This is a genomic window from Blautia sp. aa_0143 (assembly GCF_004167315.1).
Lineage (GTDB): Bacteria > Bacillota > Clostridia > Lachnospirales > Lachnospiraceae > Blautia_A > Blautia_A fusiformis.
The window spans coordinates 12105-27374 of sequence record NZ_RCXU01000036.1 but is presented as its reverse complement, the minus strand read 5'-3'; the positions used below and the strand labels follow the sequence as shown (position 1 = coordinate 27374).

14 protein-coding genes are annotated in these 15270 nt (G+C 34.8%); 9 read left to right on the top strand and 5 right to left on the bottom strand.

From position 1 onward, the window contains the following. The first annotated feature begins 90 nt into the window (after positions 1-90). From EAI83_RS17350 to EAI83_RS15080, 3 genes are all read left to right on the top strand, one after another. Complete coding sequence (locus EAI83_RS17350) at positions 91-249, top strand: hypothetical protein (RefSeq protein ID WP_161206392.1); 159 nt, start codon at positions 91-93, stop codon at positions 247-249. A gap of 16 nt (positions 250-265) precedes the next feature. After that, the gene (locus EAI83_RS17345) at positions 266-415 is read left to right on the top strand and encodes a hypothetical protein (RefSeq protein ID WP_161206391.1); all 150 of its coding nucleotides are present in this window, start codon (positions 266-268) and stop codon (positions 413-415) included. A 129-nt stretch (positions 416-544) separates the two neighbouring features. Continuing rightward, a complete protein-coding gene (locus tag EAI83_RS15080; protein ID WP_173721417.1) occupies positions 545-2905 on the top strand; it encodes an ABC transporter permease in 2361 nt (786 codons plus the stop codon). A 98-nt stretch (positions 2906-3003) separates the two neighbouring features. Here EAI83_RS15080 and EAI83_RS15075 read toward each other — a convergent pair whose 3' ends face one another. The 5 genes from EAI83_RS15075 to EAI83_RS15055 all read right to left on the bottom strand — a co-directional run bounded on the left by EAI83_RS15075 (position 3004) and on the right by EAI83_RS15055 (position 8405). Continuing rightward, positions 3004-3933 carry an RNA-binding protein gene (locus EAI83_RS15075; protein ID WP_118309308.1) on the bottom strand — a complete coding sequence of 310 codons (930 nt, stop codon included), beginning with the start codon at positions 3931-3933 and terminating at the stop codon, positions 3004-3006. Positions 3934-3958: 25 nt separating this feature from the next. After that, complete coding sequence (locus tag EAI83_RS15070; protein WP_118309309.1) at positions 3959-5965, bottom strand: VirD4-like conjugal transfer protein, CD1115 family; 2007 nt, start codon at positions 5963-5965, stop codon at positions 3959-3961. Then, positions 5955-7061, bottom strand: a complete 1107-nt coding sequence (locus tag EAI83_RS15065; RefSeq protein ID WP_243113527.1) for a hypothetical protein — start codon at positions 7059-7061, stop codon at positions 5955-5957. Before EAI83_RS15065 ends, EAI83_RS15070 begins: the two co-directional genes overlap by 11 nt. A gap of 140 nt (positions 7062-7201) precedes the next feature. After that, positions 7202-7867, bottom strand: coding sequence for a DUF6100 family protein (locus EAI83_RS15060; RefSeq protein ID WP_022380365.1), 666 nt, complete (start codon positions 7865-7867; stop codon positions 7202-7204). A 7-nt stretch (positions 7868-7874) separates the two neighbouring features. After that, positions 7875-8405: a DUF5697 family protein gene (locus EAI83_RS15055; RefSeq protein WP_022380366.1), complete on the bottom strand. Its 531-nt coding sequence runs from the start codon at positions 8403-8405 to the stop codon at positions 7875-7877. Positions 8406-8878: 473 nt separating this feature from the next. Between EAI83_RS15055 and EAI83_RS17340 the strand changes: the two genes are divergently transcribed. The 6 genes from EAI83_RS17340 (at position 8879) to EAI83_RS15030 (ending at position 14634) form a co-directional block, all read left to right on the top strand. Continuing rightward, positions 8879-9019 carry a hypothetical protein gene (locus EAI83_RS17340; protein WP_156331270.1) on the top strand — a complete coding sequence of 47 codons (141 nt, stop codon included), beginning with the start codon at positions 8879-8881 and terminating at the stop codon, positions 9017-9019. A 62-nt stretch (positions 9020-9081) separates the two neighbouring features. Beyond that, positions 9082-9360 (top strand): hypothetical protein, encoded by a 279-nt coding sequence (locus EAI83_RS15050; protein WP_025579355.1) that lies wholly within the window; start codon positions 9082-9084, stop codon positions 9358-9360. 8 nt (positions 9361-9368) lie between these two features. Further along, a complete protein-coding gene (locus EAI83_RS15045) occupies positions 9369-10643 on the top strand; it encodes a B12-binding domain-containing radical SAM protein (RefSeq protein ID WP_025579356.1) in 1275 nt (424 codons plus the stop codon). An 11-nt stretch (positions 10644-10654) separates the two neighbouring features. Then, entirely contained in the window at positions 10655-10834 is a 180-nt protein-coding gene (locus EAI83_RS15040; protein ID WP_025579357.1) for a hypothetical protein, read from the top strand. Positions 10835-10839: 5 nt separating this feature from the next. Next, complete coding sequence (locus EAI83_RS15035; protein ID WP_025579358.1) at positions 10840-12180, top strand: radical SAM/SPASM domain-containing protein; 1341 nt, start codon at positions 10840-10842, stop codon at positions 12178-12180. Between the two features lie 39 nt (positions 12181-12219). After that, on the top strand, positions 12220-14634 hold the full coding sequence (locus tag EAI83_RS15030; RefSeq protein ID WP_129975972.1) for a radical SAM protein: 2415 nt from the start codon (positions 12220-12222) through the stop codon (positions 14632-14634). The last annotated feature ends 636 nt before the right edge of the window (positions 14635-15270 follow it).

Genomic DNA, 15270 nt, shown 5'->3' with positions numbered 1-15270 from the left:
ATACAGCTTAAGCAACAAGATGGATAATTCCTTACTGGCTGTAAGGGATATTAACCATAAATATATTGTAGTAGAAAGGAGGAATAAGGCATGAATAAAGAGATTGAAAAATTATCTGAGGAAAGCACAGAAACAAGGGAATTTACAGAAGATGAAATTAATGTCTATGGTCTGTGCGATACACATGCAAAAACAGCATGTGCAGTAGATTGCCACGATGGTTCAGCGTTTTGGACAACAATATTTTAGAAAGGAAATCGAAACTATGAAAAAAGAAATTATTGAAGAATCAAAGGAATTACCAGAATTAACAGAAGAAGAGGTGAACATTTTTTGTTCATGTGACACACAGTTGAAAATTCATTGCCATCATGATTGCATTACACAAAATGCATGGATTTCTCATGATAAGTAAGAAATGATGCACATATTATAATCAAGTGATAAAATACTAGAAAATCGAGAAGGTATGGATTTAGTATTCATATTTTCTCGATTATTTAAATGGTTTTGTATTAGCATAGAGGAGGTAAGTCATTTGAATGTGAAAAATAAGAAGATAGAGAAATCAATGCTTAGAATAATTGCGAGGAAAAATACCTTTGATAATAAATTAACTTTTGGTGCCATAGTACTAACTATTATTATAGCAATTAGTTTGATTACAGGACTTTTTTTGATTCAAATTGGAAATAGGACTGCAGAACAAAAAGTTTTGTCGCAAATGCAGCAAGTATCTATTGCAAATTTAACTACCTCAAAAATAGAAGAATTACAAAAAAATAAATTGATTGAGGAATTAGTCCCTTACAAAAGTGGTTTTGAAATTTTAATAGATAATAAAAAGATTCAGGCTGTTTATATGCCCAATAATACAGAGGTAATACACACGTATAGAATTTTAAAAGGTAATGCACCAATAGATAAAAATGAAGTAGTAATAAATGAAAATCTCCTACAACTTCTGAATAAAGAGATTGGCGATGAATTAGAAGTTTCAAATAATGATGGTATTTTTGAAAAATTTATAATTACTGGAATTTGTGAAAATGTAAGTAGCACAGGAAGCTTTTTTTATGTTTCGCAAAGATATGCAGAGGAAGGAAAACTATTTACAGAAATTCCATACATGGCACTCATTAGAATTAATAATGCGGAAATAATGAATATAGTTGAATTTGAAAATACTATATATGATATGGCGGATAAGTATGATATTGATAGAAAAGAGATTTATTTTAATAGTAAATTTTTGGGTTCTTTGGGAGACGAGTCTAGTTTTGGGATGACATTTATATATAGTTTTTTTATATTTGGTGTTAGTATAATTGTTATTTATAGTATTTTTTATTTATCGGTTTCAAATAGAGTTGTTCAAATAGGAAATTTGAGACTGATTGGAATGACTAAGAAACAGGTGAAATCGCTTATACGTATGGAAGGGGATATATGTAGTCTATTAGGAATTTCTATTGGTGTAGTAGTTGGACTTTGTTTTGCCATATTTATAGAACCTAACGGCGTGAATATTGTAAATATAAGTATCGTATGCACAATTATAATGATAATAGGGTATTTAGTTGTTCGAATATCTATATTAACTCCTTCAAGAATTGCTAGTAGTATAACACCGATAGAAAATGTGAAATTTTTGTCTTTTCAAGATGGTAAGAGCTTTAGTTCAAAATCATATAGTCATCTTACAGCATTTACACTTGCCAAAAAAAATATATATAGAGAACGTAAAAAGAAATTTTTGATATTAGTTTCGCTAGTTATTAGTGGAGTGCTTTTTGTTGTCGGAGTGACATTTCTTAATTCATGGAGTGAAGAAGAATTTGCACGTCAAGGAAATTTAGAACAAGGAGAATTTTATATAGGGATTAATCATAATACTTTAATTAATGGAAAGCCGTATGGAATTTCAGAATATCAGATAAAAACTCCTTTTTCTGATGAGCTGATTAAAAATATAGCTGATATACCTAATGTAAAAAATATATTAATTGAAAAAAGAACGGCGGGTATAATAGAATATGCAGGAGAAGATATGGAAATACCAATAATTCCCATAACAGAAGAAAATAAAGCGGAAGTGTTGGATAGTCTTGACGATCAATGGACATATGAAGAGTTGGTAGAAAAAAATGGTATGATAATATTAGGAACCGATGTCCAAAAGGATGTGTATCATAATTGTCCTATTAAAGGAGAAAATTTAACTTTTAGATGGTTTGATGGACAGGAACATTCGGATAATATAATAATTGCTGGAACATCTGAAAAAAGTTTTAATGAAGGATTTTATTTAACACCAGAAACAATAAAAAAATTTTGGGGAGATATGGATATTACAGCTTCAATAATTCTCAGTGTTTCTGATTATAAAATGAATGGTGATGCTGTTACTCAAAAATTAGAAAAGATTTTATTGAATCATCCAGATTTGGTAATGCAAACACTTAAAGAAACACTAAAGGAAAATGCAGATATTATAGAGAAAACACGTATGCAAATTTTAGGGGTGTCATTTTTCATAATTATATTTAGTTGGTTAAATTTAATTTGTATATCTATGTCTTCTATTGCTACCAGACGCAGAGAGTTTGCCATGTTAGAAGCTATCGGAATGACTAAGAAACAGTTAAAAAAAATGATTATGTATGAAAATATTCTTTTGATAATACTTAGTATCGCAGTAACATTAATATTAGGAAATGGATTGGGATATGTTCTTGTGGAGGCATTAAGTAAGAATGGACTTTCATATTTTGTTTATCAATTACCATGTCCACATATTATAATATATATATTACTAGTATTATGTGTAACTATATGTATGGTTAATGCTATTTTGAAACTTCAAAGGAAAGTGTCATTGGTTGAAAGAATAAAAATAGATTGAAAATATGAGTTTGTATAATATATAATTATCCAAAATTGATATATATACTTAAGGTGAGCAGTTCAACACTACTCACCTTTGGAAATGAAGAAATCTCTTTAAATATTCTGTTTAATAATCCTTGTAATGATCCCCACTGCAACATTCCGATCTTCGTCAATATGTGTCACAACAAAGGACACCTTATCTTTCTTTCCAACGGTGCGGCTGTCGTAGCAACTGTGAGCAATGGCGTTGACACCCAGTTCTAACCGGACGAAAACTGTTCCTTTGTGGATATCTTCCACCGTTCCGGCATATTTTCCCTGTACCCGACAATTTTTCAGATTTTCTTTGCTGGTGTTTCCTTCCACGCTTTTTACATCTGCATGGATGGAGAGCGTTTCCGGGGAATCTCCCTGGATAGTTAAGATCCGGACCAGAATATGTTCCCCTACCTGGAATCGTTCCCTGGCATCACCCAGCCAGTCAAAAGACAGATCTCTTGCAAGGATGGAAGTTTCTACACCAAAGATTTCTGCCCGGACTACTTTTTCAGCAACGGCAATGACTCTGGCCTGCACAATACGGTCTTCATAAATTTTTGTCTGCCCGGAAGAGTCCTGATCAAAATAGAAAATCTGACGTTTCTTCAGCATAGCATCTTTCCGGCTGGCAACGATGCTTCTGGATTTGGTATCCAGTCCTTTGATTACAAAGTCGATTTCACAACCAAGCATATTATTAAGGACTTTGTTCTGTCTAAGAGAGAGATCTCCGTAATCATGAGTTTCATCCTGGATTAGATTGATCATCATTTCCGAGATAGGGATGATTGCCCGATAATCCTTATAGTAAATAATTGCTATTAAGCTGCCAGCTTCGGTCTTTTCAATACCTCCTAGAATGCCAGTGAGAATTTTCCGGGTACGATAGGCATTTTGGATGTCATGCCAGATTAAATCCGCTTTTGATTGAGCAGTTTCTAATACAGTATCGGAGTCAAGGGTTAAAATAGGGGTGTTCAGGTTCATTGTTTCGTTTGCCATAAATGTTATCTCCTTTCAAAATGTGTTATGACATGATGGAATCTTTATCTAAAGGAACCATGCCAGAGTCGGGGGAATCTTCTATAAAATTTTCCTGAAGGAAATCCTCCATAAAATCATCGGGAGTAGGTTCCTGATAAACGGGTTCGGATGTAAAATGTGGTTTCTGTTTTGCTATTGATGCAGAAGATGGACGGCGTTTCCTTTTGGATGATCCGGATGAGGACTGTGGTCGATAATCTGTTTCTTCCGAGGAACCATTTTTGCGCCATTCAGGTATGTGTTCCGATGCTTTTCTTGGTGTCAGCTTTTGGGCATCTGGATGCAGGGTATAATCGTACTTTTCTACTTTTAGGACTTTTTGTCCACGTAGGATAACCAAAGCAGTATCAAGCGGGAGCCGCAAGATTTCATCTGGGGTTAAGAGTTTCCGTTTGCCGATAGATTTTGTCTGCCGGTATTCCGGTGTATAGTCAGATACCCGCCAGCTATTGAGCTGCTTAGCTTCGCTGCTTACCCCTACGGTTACATCGCCGCTGCGGTTACTGATAAAGGTAGCAGTAACTTCATCTGTGCAGCCCAAAAAGAGCTGGGTGTCACAGTTGCCGATAATTTCCTGCCATTGGTTATAAGGATAGCGGTTCTGCATCTGGGGTAAATTCTGAAAGATGCAGGAAATGCTGAGATTCCGGCTTCGGATTACACTGATCTTCTTATTCAATTCCAGGATAGCTCCGGTGTTAGCAAGCTCATCAGCCAGTATATGTACAGCAACAGGAAGTTTTCCTTCTTCTCCATATTTATCTGCATAACGGACCAGTTTGATGAAGATGAAGGTCATAAACAGGGAAGATAAAAAATCGAAGGTGCTGTCCTGGTCTGAGGTAATGCAAAAGTAAGCACATTTCTGTTTCCCTGGAAGTGTCAGATCAATCTCATCATAAGAGGTAATCTGCCGAATGAGTTTATTCTGAAATACCTGAAGTCTGGCACCCAATCCGATAATAACTCCGCTTCGCACGGTATCACTGGCTTGTTTGTAGATGCAGTAAGGAACTTTTGCTGGATGGGACACTGGGAGCAGATCAAAAAGACTGTTCAGCTCCTTTTCGGAACTCATAGTCAGCAGCTTATAAACCTGTCCAATATTTCTGGCTTCCGGCGGAAAGCCCTGATCCACATAGAGAACCAGGGCTTTTAGCAGGTTCATCTCCGCATTATCCCAGAAATGATCTCCTTTTCCGGAACCTGTATTCTGGATAATGACATCTGCAAATACTTGAGCCATCGTTTCCTGTCCATTGATTTCACCCAGACAATTCCAACTATCGGAGTTTTCCGGATTGACCAGATTAAATGCTTTTACTACATAGCCCTCGTTTTCCAGATAAGCAGACATGCTTTCATAGAGTTCGCTTTTGGGATCGGTAATGATTAAACTTTCCCCGGAAGCGTTGTTGCCTTCCTGTCCTCTGGCGACACACTGGAAAATCATATTCCTGGCAAATGCCCTGGATTTCATGGAACCACTGGCACCATAAACGGCAATATTTTTATTCATTCGTGTCTTATATGGAAGACATACAGCTTTGCCATTTAATTTGCCTAAAATGGTTCCTTTATTTTTCTTTACATCTCCGGTCAGTTCCAAAACTTTCATCATTTCATCTGGAGTCATGAATCCGGATGTACCGTAGGTTCCTTTTGTAGAGTAATTTAAGTTCCGGTCATGGTCACTAATCTCCCCGTTTCTGTCATATCCCATACGCATAAGTAAAAAAGTAAGAAGCCCCAAGAGAACCAGGCAAAGAAAAATCCCATACAAATTGTATGGGAAATCGATAAGGGCAGTATGAAAGCAGACCAATGGGTGTAAAGAAGCTGCTTGCGGATAGGTTCCGTTGCCGGCAAAGTTTCCGGCAGAAGTCCATTCCTGATAGTTTTTAATAAATTGTGCTGCGTATCCTCCGGCATACAGAGTGCAGACGCTTATGGGAAGCAAAAACAGGAACTTCCACCATTTACGGTTCATTGAAAAACCTCCTTTTAAACTTTTGAAAATCAATGCTGGAGAAGTGTATATCTGCAGTCAGGTATTTTTTCAGGCAGGGAAGCTGAAAGTCAAAGCAAATCAGGTTCCCGGATAGCCCATATATATTTAATCCAGTATTGAAGCGGTTGATACGCTGCATGTCAAAATCATACGCAAGCAAAATAGGCTTTTCCTGGCTGTCTATTCCATCATGTTCAATTGGCAGATCCTCACGCTGGGGAAAACAGTCGGACAGTAGTAGTTGATTGAGCTGCATCATACGCTGGGGTTGTACCAATAAACGGAGCAGGTATTCTCCGTAGCTGTTATTGGGTAGGAAATAGAAGTGTTCATACGCAGTATCCAGCATGAACAGTGTTTTTTTGTATCCCCCGGTACTGGTAAGGAGTCGGAAAGCCATATCCATATCACTGCCAGTCATGATGGCATAAACGGTAGGTGGGCCATGGTAAGGAAGTCCTTGAAGATAGTGCTGCAAAAAAGCATTGAGTCGGACTTCCGTTTTGTATTCCCATTTTAGAAGTGTATTTCCGGTATTATAAACAGCATAGACACAGTGAGGAGCCATCAGGATTCCTATACAACGGGAATTTTTGATTTTTGTAGTGGCTGCTCCAAGATTTTTTATTTCCCTGGAAGAGTAAAACAGAGGAAGGCTTCGTATAGGAAACGTAGCCGCTTCGCCGGATTCAGAAAAAAGCAGGGGCTTTTCATCTGGAAAGAATGGGATTCCGGCATGGGAAAGCGTCAAATAGGTTTCTGCTTTTTGATGAAGTCGCAGCCGTCTTGGTAATTCGCTACGTATGAGGTTGGTTTCTGCATTTCCGGTTAAATAGTTTTGAAAACGACAGGAATTTTGCGAAAGCAGCAGTTCTTTTGCCCGTTTGGTAAGGCGATAACCTCGTAGGCCATCTTTATAGTGTGTTCTTATAAGCTTACTCTGCTTTAAATCTGTAACCACCTTCTCTGCATAGGAATCACTCTCAATCAATCTGTTAAGCTGTCCGGAAGGGAATTCCCCACATAGTCCAACCATTTCCAAAAGCTGATATTTTATAGAATCGGTTTTTATCAAATAAGCATCACCTCAGTTCGATTTTTTACCTATGACAGCCTATACTTGGGTAAAGTAAGGGCGGTATTAAGCATAAAAAATGCAAAGAATATGGCTTCTTTGCAGAAAAATTACCCATATCGGAAAAAGAAAGAAAAATATCAGGAAATTTCCGATATGGTTTTGATAGACGCTTTTCTATCTTTCAGCCAGCCAGGAAAGATTTCCGGTTCCATTACAAAGATAACGGTGTGATCGTAATTACCCAGTTCTGTAGTGTGATAGGAGTCGCAAAAGAGTCCCGTATCATCAACCAGAACATAGGAAGCGATAGTATCTAAAATCTGTTTGAACTCCAAATTATCGTAATCACGTATTCGTTGTAAAGAAAGGCTCTGGTCATAAATTTGACTGAAACAGACCACACATCTTTTATATAACGGAATAGAATGTTCTGCCACATAAGTCTGCAAGGCAAGGTTTAATGGCTCATGTAGAAAAGCGGTGTTGGTTCGCAATTTACGTTTGGGCAGTAGCCCTGGCATGGTAATAGAAAGAACACTATTTGAAAAAGAGATTTTGATTCCCTGCACAGCCGCAGCCTGTTTCAGATAGTCTTTCTTTCCAGTATCAGTTGTGGTATATACCAGATTTCTGAGCTGGCAGGTAATCCTTTCAGAACGTAGGGCAGCACTGATACTCAGCTCTTCGTATTTGTCGGCATACGCTTGAATATCTGTTGTTTTCAATGCAAAAATAGTGTTGTGAAGTTTTTGGACTTCATCATCAATGCTCTGTAAACGGTCAAAAACAGTTTTGGTGTTCATACATACCTCATTTCTTTGCATAATAGCTGACAGATCCGGTAGAGGAGTCTACAAGGCAAAAGGCAATCACACCTGTGATATGGATTTTTGAAGCCTGTTCTTCCGATTCTAATACAACCAGCCGTTTTGCATCGCTTTTTGTCTGGCTTTCCATGACATGATTGATAAGATATTCCTGTTCCTGGGGGACATAGAGGACTTCATACCGCTCATCTTTAGAGAAAAAGTTCAGTTTCACAGGAAATTCACCGTCAGTATGGTACACAATGGCGTTTTTGAAGTCCAAAAGCACCCAAAAAGATGCAATCATCCCATAATCAGGATTGTTTGCAGATTCCTGGCTGTCGCAGAGAAGCCCGTTCTCCTTATCATAGATAATACGTTTTTGTTTTACCAGACTAGTGATCAGAGACTTGATAGATGTTCTGTTTTTGGAAAAGAGCCGTAAGATCTGTTCATATTGCAGCGAATGGTAAGTTGTAATGAACCGGAGCAGTTGGGCACCTTCCCCTTGATAGATTTCATTTCTTGTTTTCATGGTAATCTCCCTTCATTATATAATAGGAAGTTTTACCTACACTGTACGCACAGAATACGTTTTTATTTTAGGGGAAGTACGCTGTACGTACTGTGTAAGTATTGGCTACTGTCAGCGAAAGGTTTACGGGTACAAAAAAAGCACCGATTAAGGTGCTGGAGAAAATAGGAATACTATAAGCAATATCAATTGTAACATGGGTAAAATTACTCTTCAATCGCAGAAGTGTGCCAATGTAGTGACACAATTATGTTGCAATGAATGACTATGAAAATATATTTCATCAAAATAATTATGTATAGATTATTTTATAATAATTGAAATTAATCAGCCATGTGTTGCCTATGTCCAAAGAGATAAAAAAAAGTGCAAAAAAAACAATAAATATGGTTGTAAATGCTCTGACATGGTATAAAGAATGTACTAATACATAAAAAAGTATTGGAAAGACAAAATGTGAAGGAGGTGACAAAATGAGTGTATATGAAACACCAAAAAGCGAAGGCGTAGAGCAGAAAAAACGTGTTGATTTAGGCTGTGGAGTAAACTGTGATTGGGGCTTCGGAGCAGGCATAGCGATTGCAATGATTGGTCCATTACCAGGACCAACGTAATGGTGAGAAAGCGTTTCTCAGAAAAGAGAAACGCTTTTTTAGAATTATACATTCATTAAAATATGATTAAACGAGAAGACATATTACATAAAACAACTTATGTTTGGAAAGAAAATGAAAAATATACCAGTATCATAAAAAATGATGGCAGTAGGGTGATTTTAAATAAAAAAGATTCTGATATCTGGAAAATAATCAATGACGATGATACCGTGGATGATATTATCCGTCATATGAAGGATACAATGAGTGCTAATCAGGTTGAAGACAGGTTAGAGGAATTTATTAAAATTGGTATTATAACTAACGAAGATATGTTTTGGGGGGATGACTTATTATAAAAAAGATTATGCTTATTATGCCAAACAGTAATAAGAATAAGCAGGTGGGATATTCAGAGAAGATGACAATGCCTCCTCTAGGTCTAATTTCCATTGGAGGATATCTTAAAATGCACGGTTATATGGTAGAAATACTTGATTTATTTACAAATCATATAAGGAAACAGGAATTTATAGATAAAATAAAAAATGCACATCCGGATATGATAGGAATAAGTGCATATACAGAAAATATTAATGCGGTTATCCATTTAACAAAGATAATTAAATCGGTGTTGCCAAAAATAATTATTGTTTTAGGTGGAGCACATGTGACTTTTTTGCCGGAAGAAGCTTTGCATCATAATACAGTTGATTATGTGTGCCGTGGAGAAGGAGAAATGACTTTTGTACAACTATTGGAGTGCCTTAATTATCATACGATTGATTTGTCAGAAGTGAAAGGAATTTCATATCGTGTAGGACAGGAGATTATACATAATGCAGATCGAGGATATATTGAAAATCTGGATAATTTACCGTGGGCAGAACTCGATGAAATTGAAATGCGAAGCTATGATATCAAGCAATTGATTATTACAAGTAGAGGATGTCCAGGAAAGTGTATCTATTGTGCTTCAGCTGCTCTATCGGGAACACGTTATAGAAATCGAAGCGCTCAAAATGTATTCAGTGAAATACATTATAAATATAGTATAAAAGGAGAGAAATACTTTGCTTTTTTGGATGATACTTTTACAGCAAATAAGAAGCGATTGTATCAGTTTTGTGATTATCTAAAGCAAGCCAATATGAATATAATATGGCGTTGTGATTCGAGAACAGATATTTTATCAAAGGAAATGATTGATAAAATGCAGGAAGTAGGGTGTACATCCGTACATATAGGTATAGAAAGCGGATCTCAAGATGTTATTAACAAAATTAATAAACATATAAGTTTAGAAAGGTCTGAAGAATTACTTGCATATATGTCGCAAAAAGGGCTTCAAGTAATGTGTTCTTTTATCATAGGGCATCATTGCGATACACATGAGACAATAAAAGAAACAATAGATATGGCACTGAAATTTCGTAAAAAGTATAAAGCAACTGTAGGTATAAGCATCAATACCCCTTTCCCAGGCACATATCTATATAATCATATGAAGGATTTAGGAATTAATTTGGAAATCAAAAATTGGTCTTCATTCGATTTAGTTCAGGCTGTATTTAGTACACCTAATATTACAAGAGCTGAGTTGCAAAATTATTATTATGAAATTCAATCAATGGTGATTTAGAGGAGGAAATTATGGAACGAATTGTTGTAGAATTAAAGGGAAATTTAACTTTCTGTGGAGTGGATAAAGGTGAGATATGTATTGAAGGTGAAAATGGAATATTGGTAGAAACAGATACAAAAAGCGGATTAAAAGTTTGGTGTCCAATAAAATCAATTGTTAAAAAGCATGAAATTAGAATAGAGGAGTGAGAGGAATGAAAATTTCATTAAATAAAAACGTTATTATAAAAGACTATGAAACCAAAGGGCTATTAATCGATGTAGAAAGAGCGGATTACAGGAAAGTCAACAGTTCTGGTCTCACCATTTCTAAATTTTTAAATAAGTATGGCGAAATATCAGTGGAAGAGTTACTTCTAAAATTATCGGATTTATATGAACTTCCTGAAGAAGTGTTTGGAGAGGAGGTTCAACAGTTTTTGGATGATATGATCGAAAAAGGTTTTTTTGTTAAAGATGGTGATTATTCTAGAATAGAAACAGAGGAAACCATTTGTCACCAGACGTCTAATGGGATTTGGATTAAAGTGACTAATAGATGTAATTTGAGATGTAGCTATTGCTATGCGGATTCTGGAGAAGGAGAAGCTAACGAATTAACGATAGAAGAAATAGAGAATCTTCTTATAGAATTAAAACCGAAAAATTATAATAAAATAGTCATTACCGGTGGAGATCCTTTGATGAGGAAAGATATAGTTGAAATTTTAAAAACTTGTAAAAAGTATGGAAAAGTTCAAATTTTAACAAATGGAACTATTGGAAATGCAGAATTATATAGAGAAATTATGGAGATAGTAGATGCAATTCAAATTTCTTTAGACTCTTATGAAGAAATACATCATGATAAAAATAGAGGAAAGGGAAGTTTTGTGCGCGCTGTAAATACGGTAAAAACTCTAACACACATTAATAACAAAAAAGTGATAGTTGCAATGACACCAACTCCAGATTATATGCCGGATATCGTTGAAATGATAAAATTTTGTCTAAATATGAATGTTAGACAATTACATATCAATAGATTTGTTCCCTATGGTCGAGCTAAAACTTTTGAAAATAAATTAAATATGGAGCAGTTTTATAAATGGGTGGATAGAGGATATGATTTTTTGCGAAATATCTATATTAACTATTATAAACAAAATAAGGAATTTATATTTAATATAGATGTTTCGAATGATTTATGTAATCAAGTATACTCAAAAGGAAGAAAAACATCATGCGGTGTTAATTGCAACCAGATTAGTATTGATAGTAATGGTAACGTATATTTGTGTCCTTCCTTACACATTGAAGAATTTGAACTGGGTAATATAAGAACAGATAATATTACTGAGATTATGGAAAAAAGTAAACAAAAATATGGAGAAATAGATGTCGAAATGTTATCTAAGTGTAAGAACTGTGAGATTAAATATTATTGTGGCGGAGGATGTAGAGCAATCGCATTTAATGAAACAGGCGACTTATATGGACAGGAGAGAAATTGTGACAATTATAGGAACAGAGTGTTTGATTTAATGCTGCAGTGATAAAGCCACACAGAAACGAAGCGGAGAGTGATCTGAAAAATGGAAAATATATATGGCTTTGCAGAACAATTATCTATAAAGAAGAGAATAGATAATAAGATAGTGATAAGTGGTTTAAATAATGGCAATTGGGTGCTAAGTCAAATTGAATCTATAGTCTTGCAGGAGTTTAATGGCGGTAGAGATTTAGAGGAGATTCTAGCAATACTTCCGGGCAGGGAAGTGAGCATTATAAAAATTTACGAGAATTTTATTGATAAAGGAATTTTAGTTAAGAACTCTGCTAGAAAAATTGATTTGTCAGCTAAATGGACTTTGGATGAAGTATTTTTTGAATTGACAAAACAATGCAATTTAAGATGTCATCACTGTTATATACCAAAGGAGATTGAGAAAAAGGAGCTAGGATTAGAAAAGTGGTTTCAGATTGTTGATTCCTGTAAAGATTTAGGAGTAGGTTTAATAAAATTAACTGGTGGAGAAGCAATGCTGCATCCCCATTTTTGGGATATAGTTAAATATATTAATAAAAATGGGATATCAATGCGTTTATATACGAATGGTTCTTGCTTGAATAAAAAAACAGTGGAGAATTTGAAAACAGTGGGAATTTCAGAGATTCAGATTAGTTTAGATGGTGGAACTGAAGAAACGCATGATACATTTCGCAATGCTCCTGGTAATTATAAACATATTTTAAGAACACTTCCTATTTTGATCCGATTTGAAATAAGAGTGATTTTATCATTTACAGTAACAGATTACAATGTAAACGAAATTAATCTCTTTATACGAGAAGCAAGGCAGTTTCCTAATGTGAAAATTGTAATTAGTCCATATATTAACTATCATCAGACTTATCAAGGAGATAGATTTGTAGATGTTAGCGAAGAAACAGTAGAAAAGCTAAAAGAATGTTTTGAGAACAATAAGAATATTTGGTCAGATAAAATCAAATATTCTTTGTCATTTTCCAATCGTTTTATAGGTTATTGTGGGTTTGGAATTTATAGTTTATACATAGATTCTTTTGGTAAGATTATTTTATGCCCATTATTGGGAAATATACAACTTGGAACTATAACGGATGGAATAGAAAATATCTGGGAAAATAGTAAAATATTAATGGAATATAGAAGTCATACAATAGCAGATGAGGGAATTACAGTGGTTGGAGGACCACATCCATCATTTAATGAAAGAGAAATGCTTGATGATATAGGAGCAGATTTTGTCATTAAGGGGGAGGGTGAGTTTACATTTTTAAAACTCCTTGAAAGCTTAAAATATCCTGTACAATATCCAATCAGTAGAGTAAAAGGAATTAGTTATAGGATTAAAAATGATATATACATATCAGAAAAAATAGAATATATAGAAAATCTTGATGCATTACCGTTACAAGCAATTGGAATTATTGACCCAGAGAAGTATTCAACAGCATTTACACTGATTACAAGCAGGGGATGTCCTGGAAATTGTGTTTATTGTGCATCTAGAGCGTTGTCTGGAAATAAATATCGAATGCGTTCCGCAGAGAATATTATCTGTGAAATTTATTTTCTGAGTGAAAAGCTGAATTCCAGAAAGTTTTTAATTTTAGATGATACATTTACGGCTAATAAGGAAAGATTAGAATATTTTTGCTTATTACTCTCTAAGTATAACGAAAAGTATGCATTTAGAATTGAGTCGCGCGTGGATGCTGTTAGAGAAAAAGATATAGATGCATTGAAGAAGGTAGGGTGTGAAGTTATTCACTTTGGAGTGGAAAGTGGTTCACAAGAGATAATTAAAAAGATTGGAAAGAATATTAATTTATCTTGGGCAAAGGAAATAATGTGTTATGCGAATAAGCAAAATATACATGTAGTTACATTACTAATTCCAGTAGTGTTTGCAATAATAAATCGTTCATTGATGACAAGTGTTTCCTTTGCTACATGTTTTATTGCTATGGCATCTGGATACACATTTTCAATTTCTGAAAAAAATGGAATGGAGCGCTTATATGGGATATTGCCTATTACAAAAAAAGAATTTGTTTTAGGGAGATATCTGTATACAATTATTATGGGTGGAATTGCAGTTCTATTTTCCTGTATTGTTCATCCAATAGTATTATTCATATTAGGCGATAAAGTGACATGGCAGCAGATAATTTTTACATTTCTATATGGAATACTCTTGTATAGCATTTATACAGTTTTTCAATTGCCAGGATACTATAAATACGGATCTATTAATGGAAGGATGTTTATGTATATACCGATTATTGGTTTTTTACTTGTGTTGTTTGGAATGGAAAAAGTTAATTTAAGTAAAAATGGATTTGCAATAAGTATATTTAGTAATTTGGGTATATTAGCGGCTGTGATAACATTTGGTATTATTTTAATCTACACAGTATCAATATGTATTTCTATTAGGATTATGAAGAATAAAGAGATATAGGAGATGGTTATATGGATTTGACGATTTTAATCGTTGTAGGTCTTATTCTTTTTGTAGGAATTCCAAGGAGAAATCGCTATGGGAAAAATAAGAAAAAGGATAAAGAAAAGGATTGAAAACAGTTTAAATTTTGGTTTAATGCAATATAAGCAATGGTTTAAACACAATATTATGAGATTGGTGAATATTCTGGTGATTCGAAATCATAAATCCGGCAATTTGGAAATCACCTTTTTGTGCTTGACCACTAATAAATTTCTATGGGGATATTTGTCAAGGCCTTGCCGTATCTACGGTGCGTAGCAGCCTTTACTAATATCTTTGTAGAAATAAAAATTAGAATACACAAAATAGATTCTTAAAGGCGATTTTCATATCACCGGACAGGTGATAGAAAGTCATCCGTAATATTCAATTGGTGTTATTGACTACACTCTATCAGGTGGTGGACAAGAGCCTGCTATGAGTAGAACTATATACCGAAACTCAGAAATAATAATATCGGACGAGCCTACTGCAGCATTAGCTCCTAAAGCGAATATGAGCTCTATAGCATGTTTGATAAGTTATTTTGTGGTAAAACCTGTATATATATTTCACATCGTTTGGCATGTACGAAGTTGATCGATAGAATTG

Coding starts and splice junctions, on each gene's coding strand:
- EAI83_RS17350 (WP_161206392.1), top strand. CDS start 91: ATGAATAAAGAGATTGAAAAATTATCTGAGGAAAGCACAGAAACAAGG.
- EAI83_RS17345 (WP_161206391.1), top strand. CDS start 266: ATGAAAAAAGAAATTATTGAAGAATCAAAGGAATTACCAGAATTAACA.
- EAI83_RS15075 (WP_118309308.1), bottom strand. CDS start 3,933: ATGGCAAACGAAACAATGAACCTGAACACCCCTATTTTAACCCTTGAC.
- EAI83_RS15070 (WP_118309309.1), bottom strand. CDS start 5,965: ATGAACCGTAAATGGTGGAAGTTCCTGTTTTTGCTTCCCATAAGCGTC.
- EAI83_RS15060 (WP_022380365.1), bottom strand. CDS start 7,867: ATGAACACCAAAACTGTTTTTGACCGTTTACAGAGCATTGATGATGAA.
- EAI83_RS15055 (WP_022380366.1), bottom strand. CDS start 8,405: ATGAAAACAAGAAATGAAATCTATCAAGGGGAAGGTGCCCAACTGCTC.
- EAI83_RS17340 (WP_156331270.1), top strand. CDS start 8,879: ATGAGTGTATATGAAACACCAAAAAGCGAAGGCGTAGAGCAGAAAAAA.
- EAI83_RS15050 (WP_025579355.1), top strand. CDS start 9,082: ATGATTAAACGAGAAGACATATTACATAAAACAACTTATGTTTGGAAA.
- EAI83_RS15045 (WP_025579356.1), top strand. CDS start 9,369: ATGCTTATTATGCCAAACAGTAATAAGAATAAGCAGGTGGGATATTCA.
- EAI83_RS15040 (WP_025579357.1), top strand. CDS start 10,655: ATGGAACGAATTGTTGTAGAATTAAAGGGAAATTTAACTTTCTGTGGA.
- EAI83_RS15035 (WP_025579358.1), top strand. CDS start 10,840: ATGAAAATTTCATTAAATAAAAACGTTATTATAAAAGACTATGAAACC.
- EAI83_RS15030 (WP_129975972.1), top strand. CDS start 12,220: ATGGAAAATATATATGGCTTTGCAGAACAATTATCTATAAAGAAGAGA.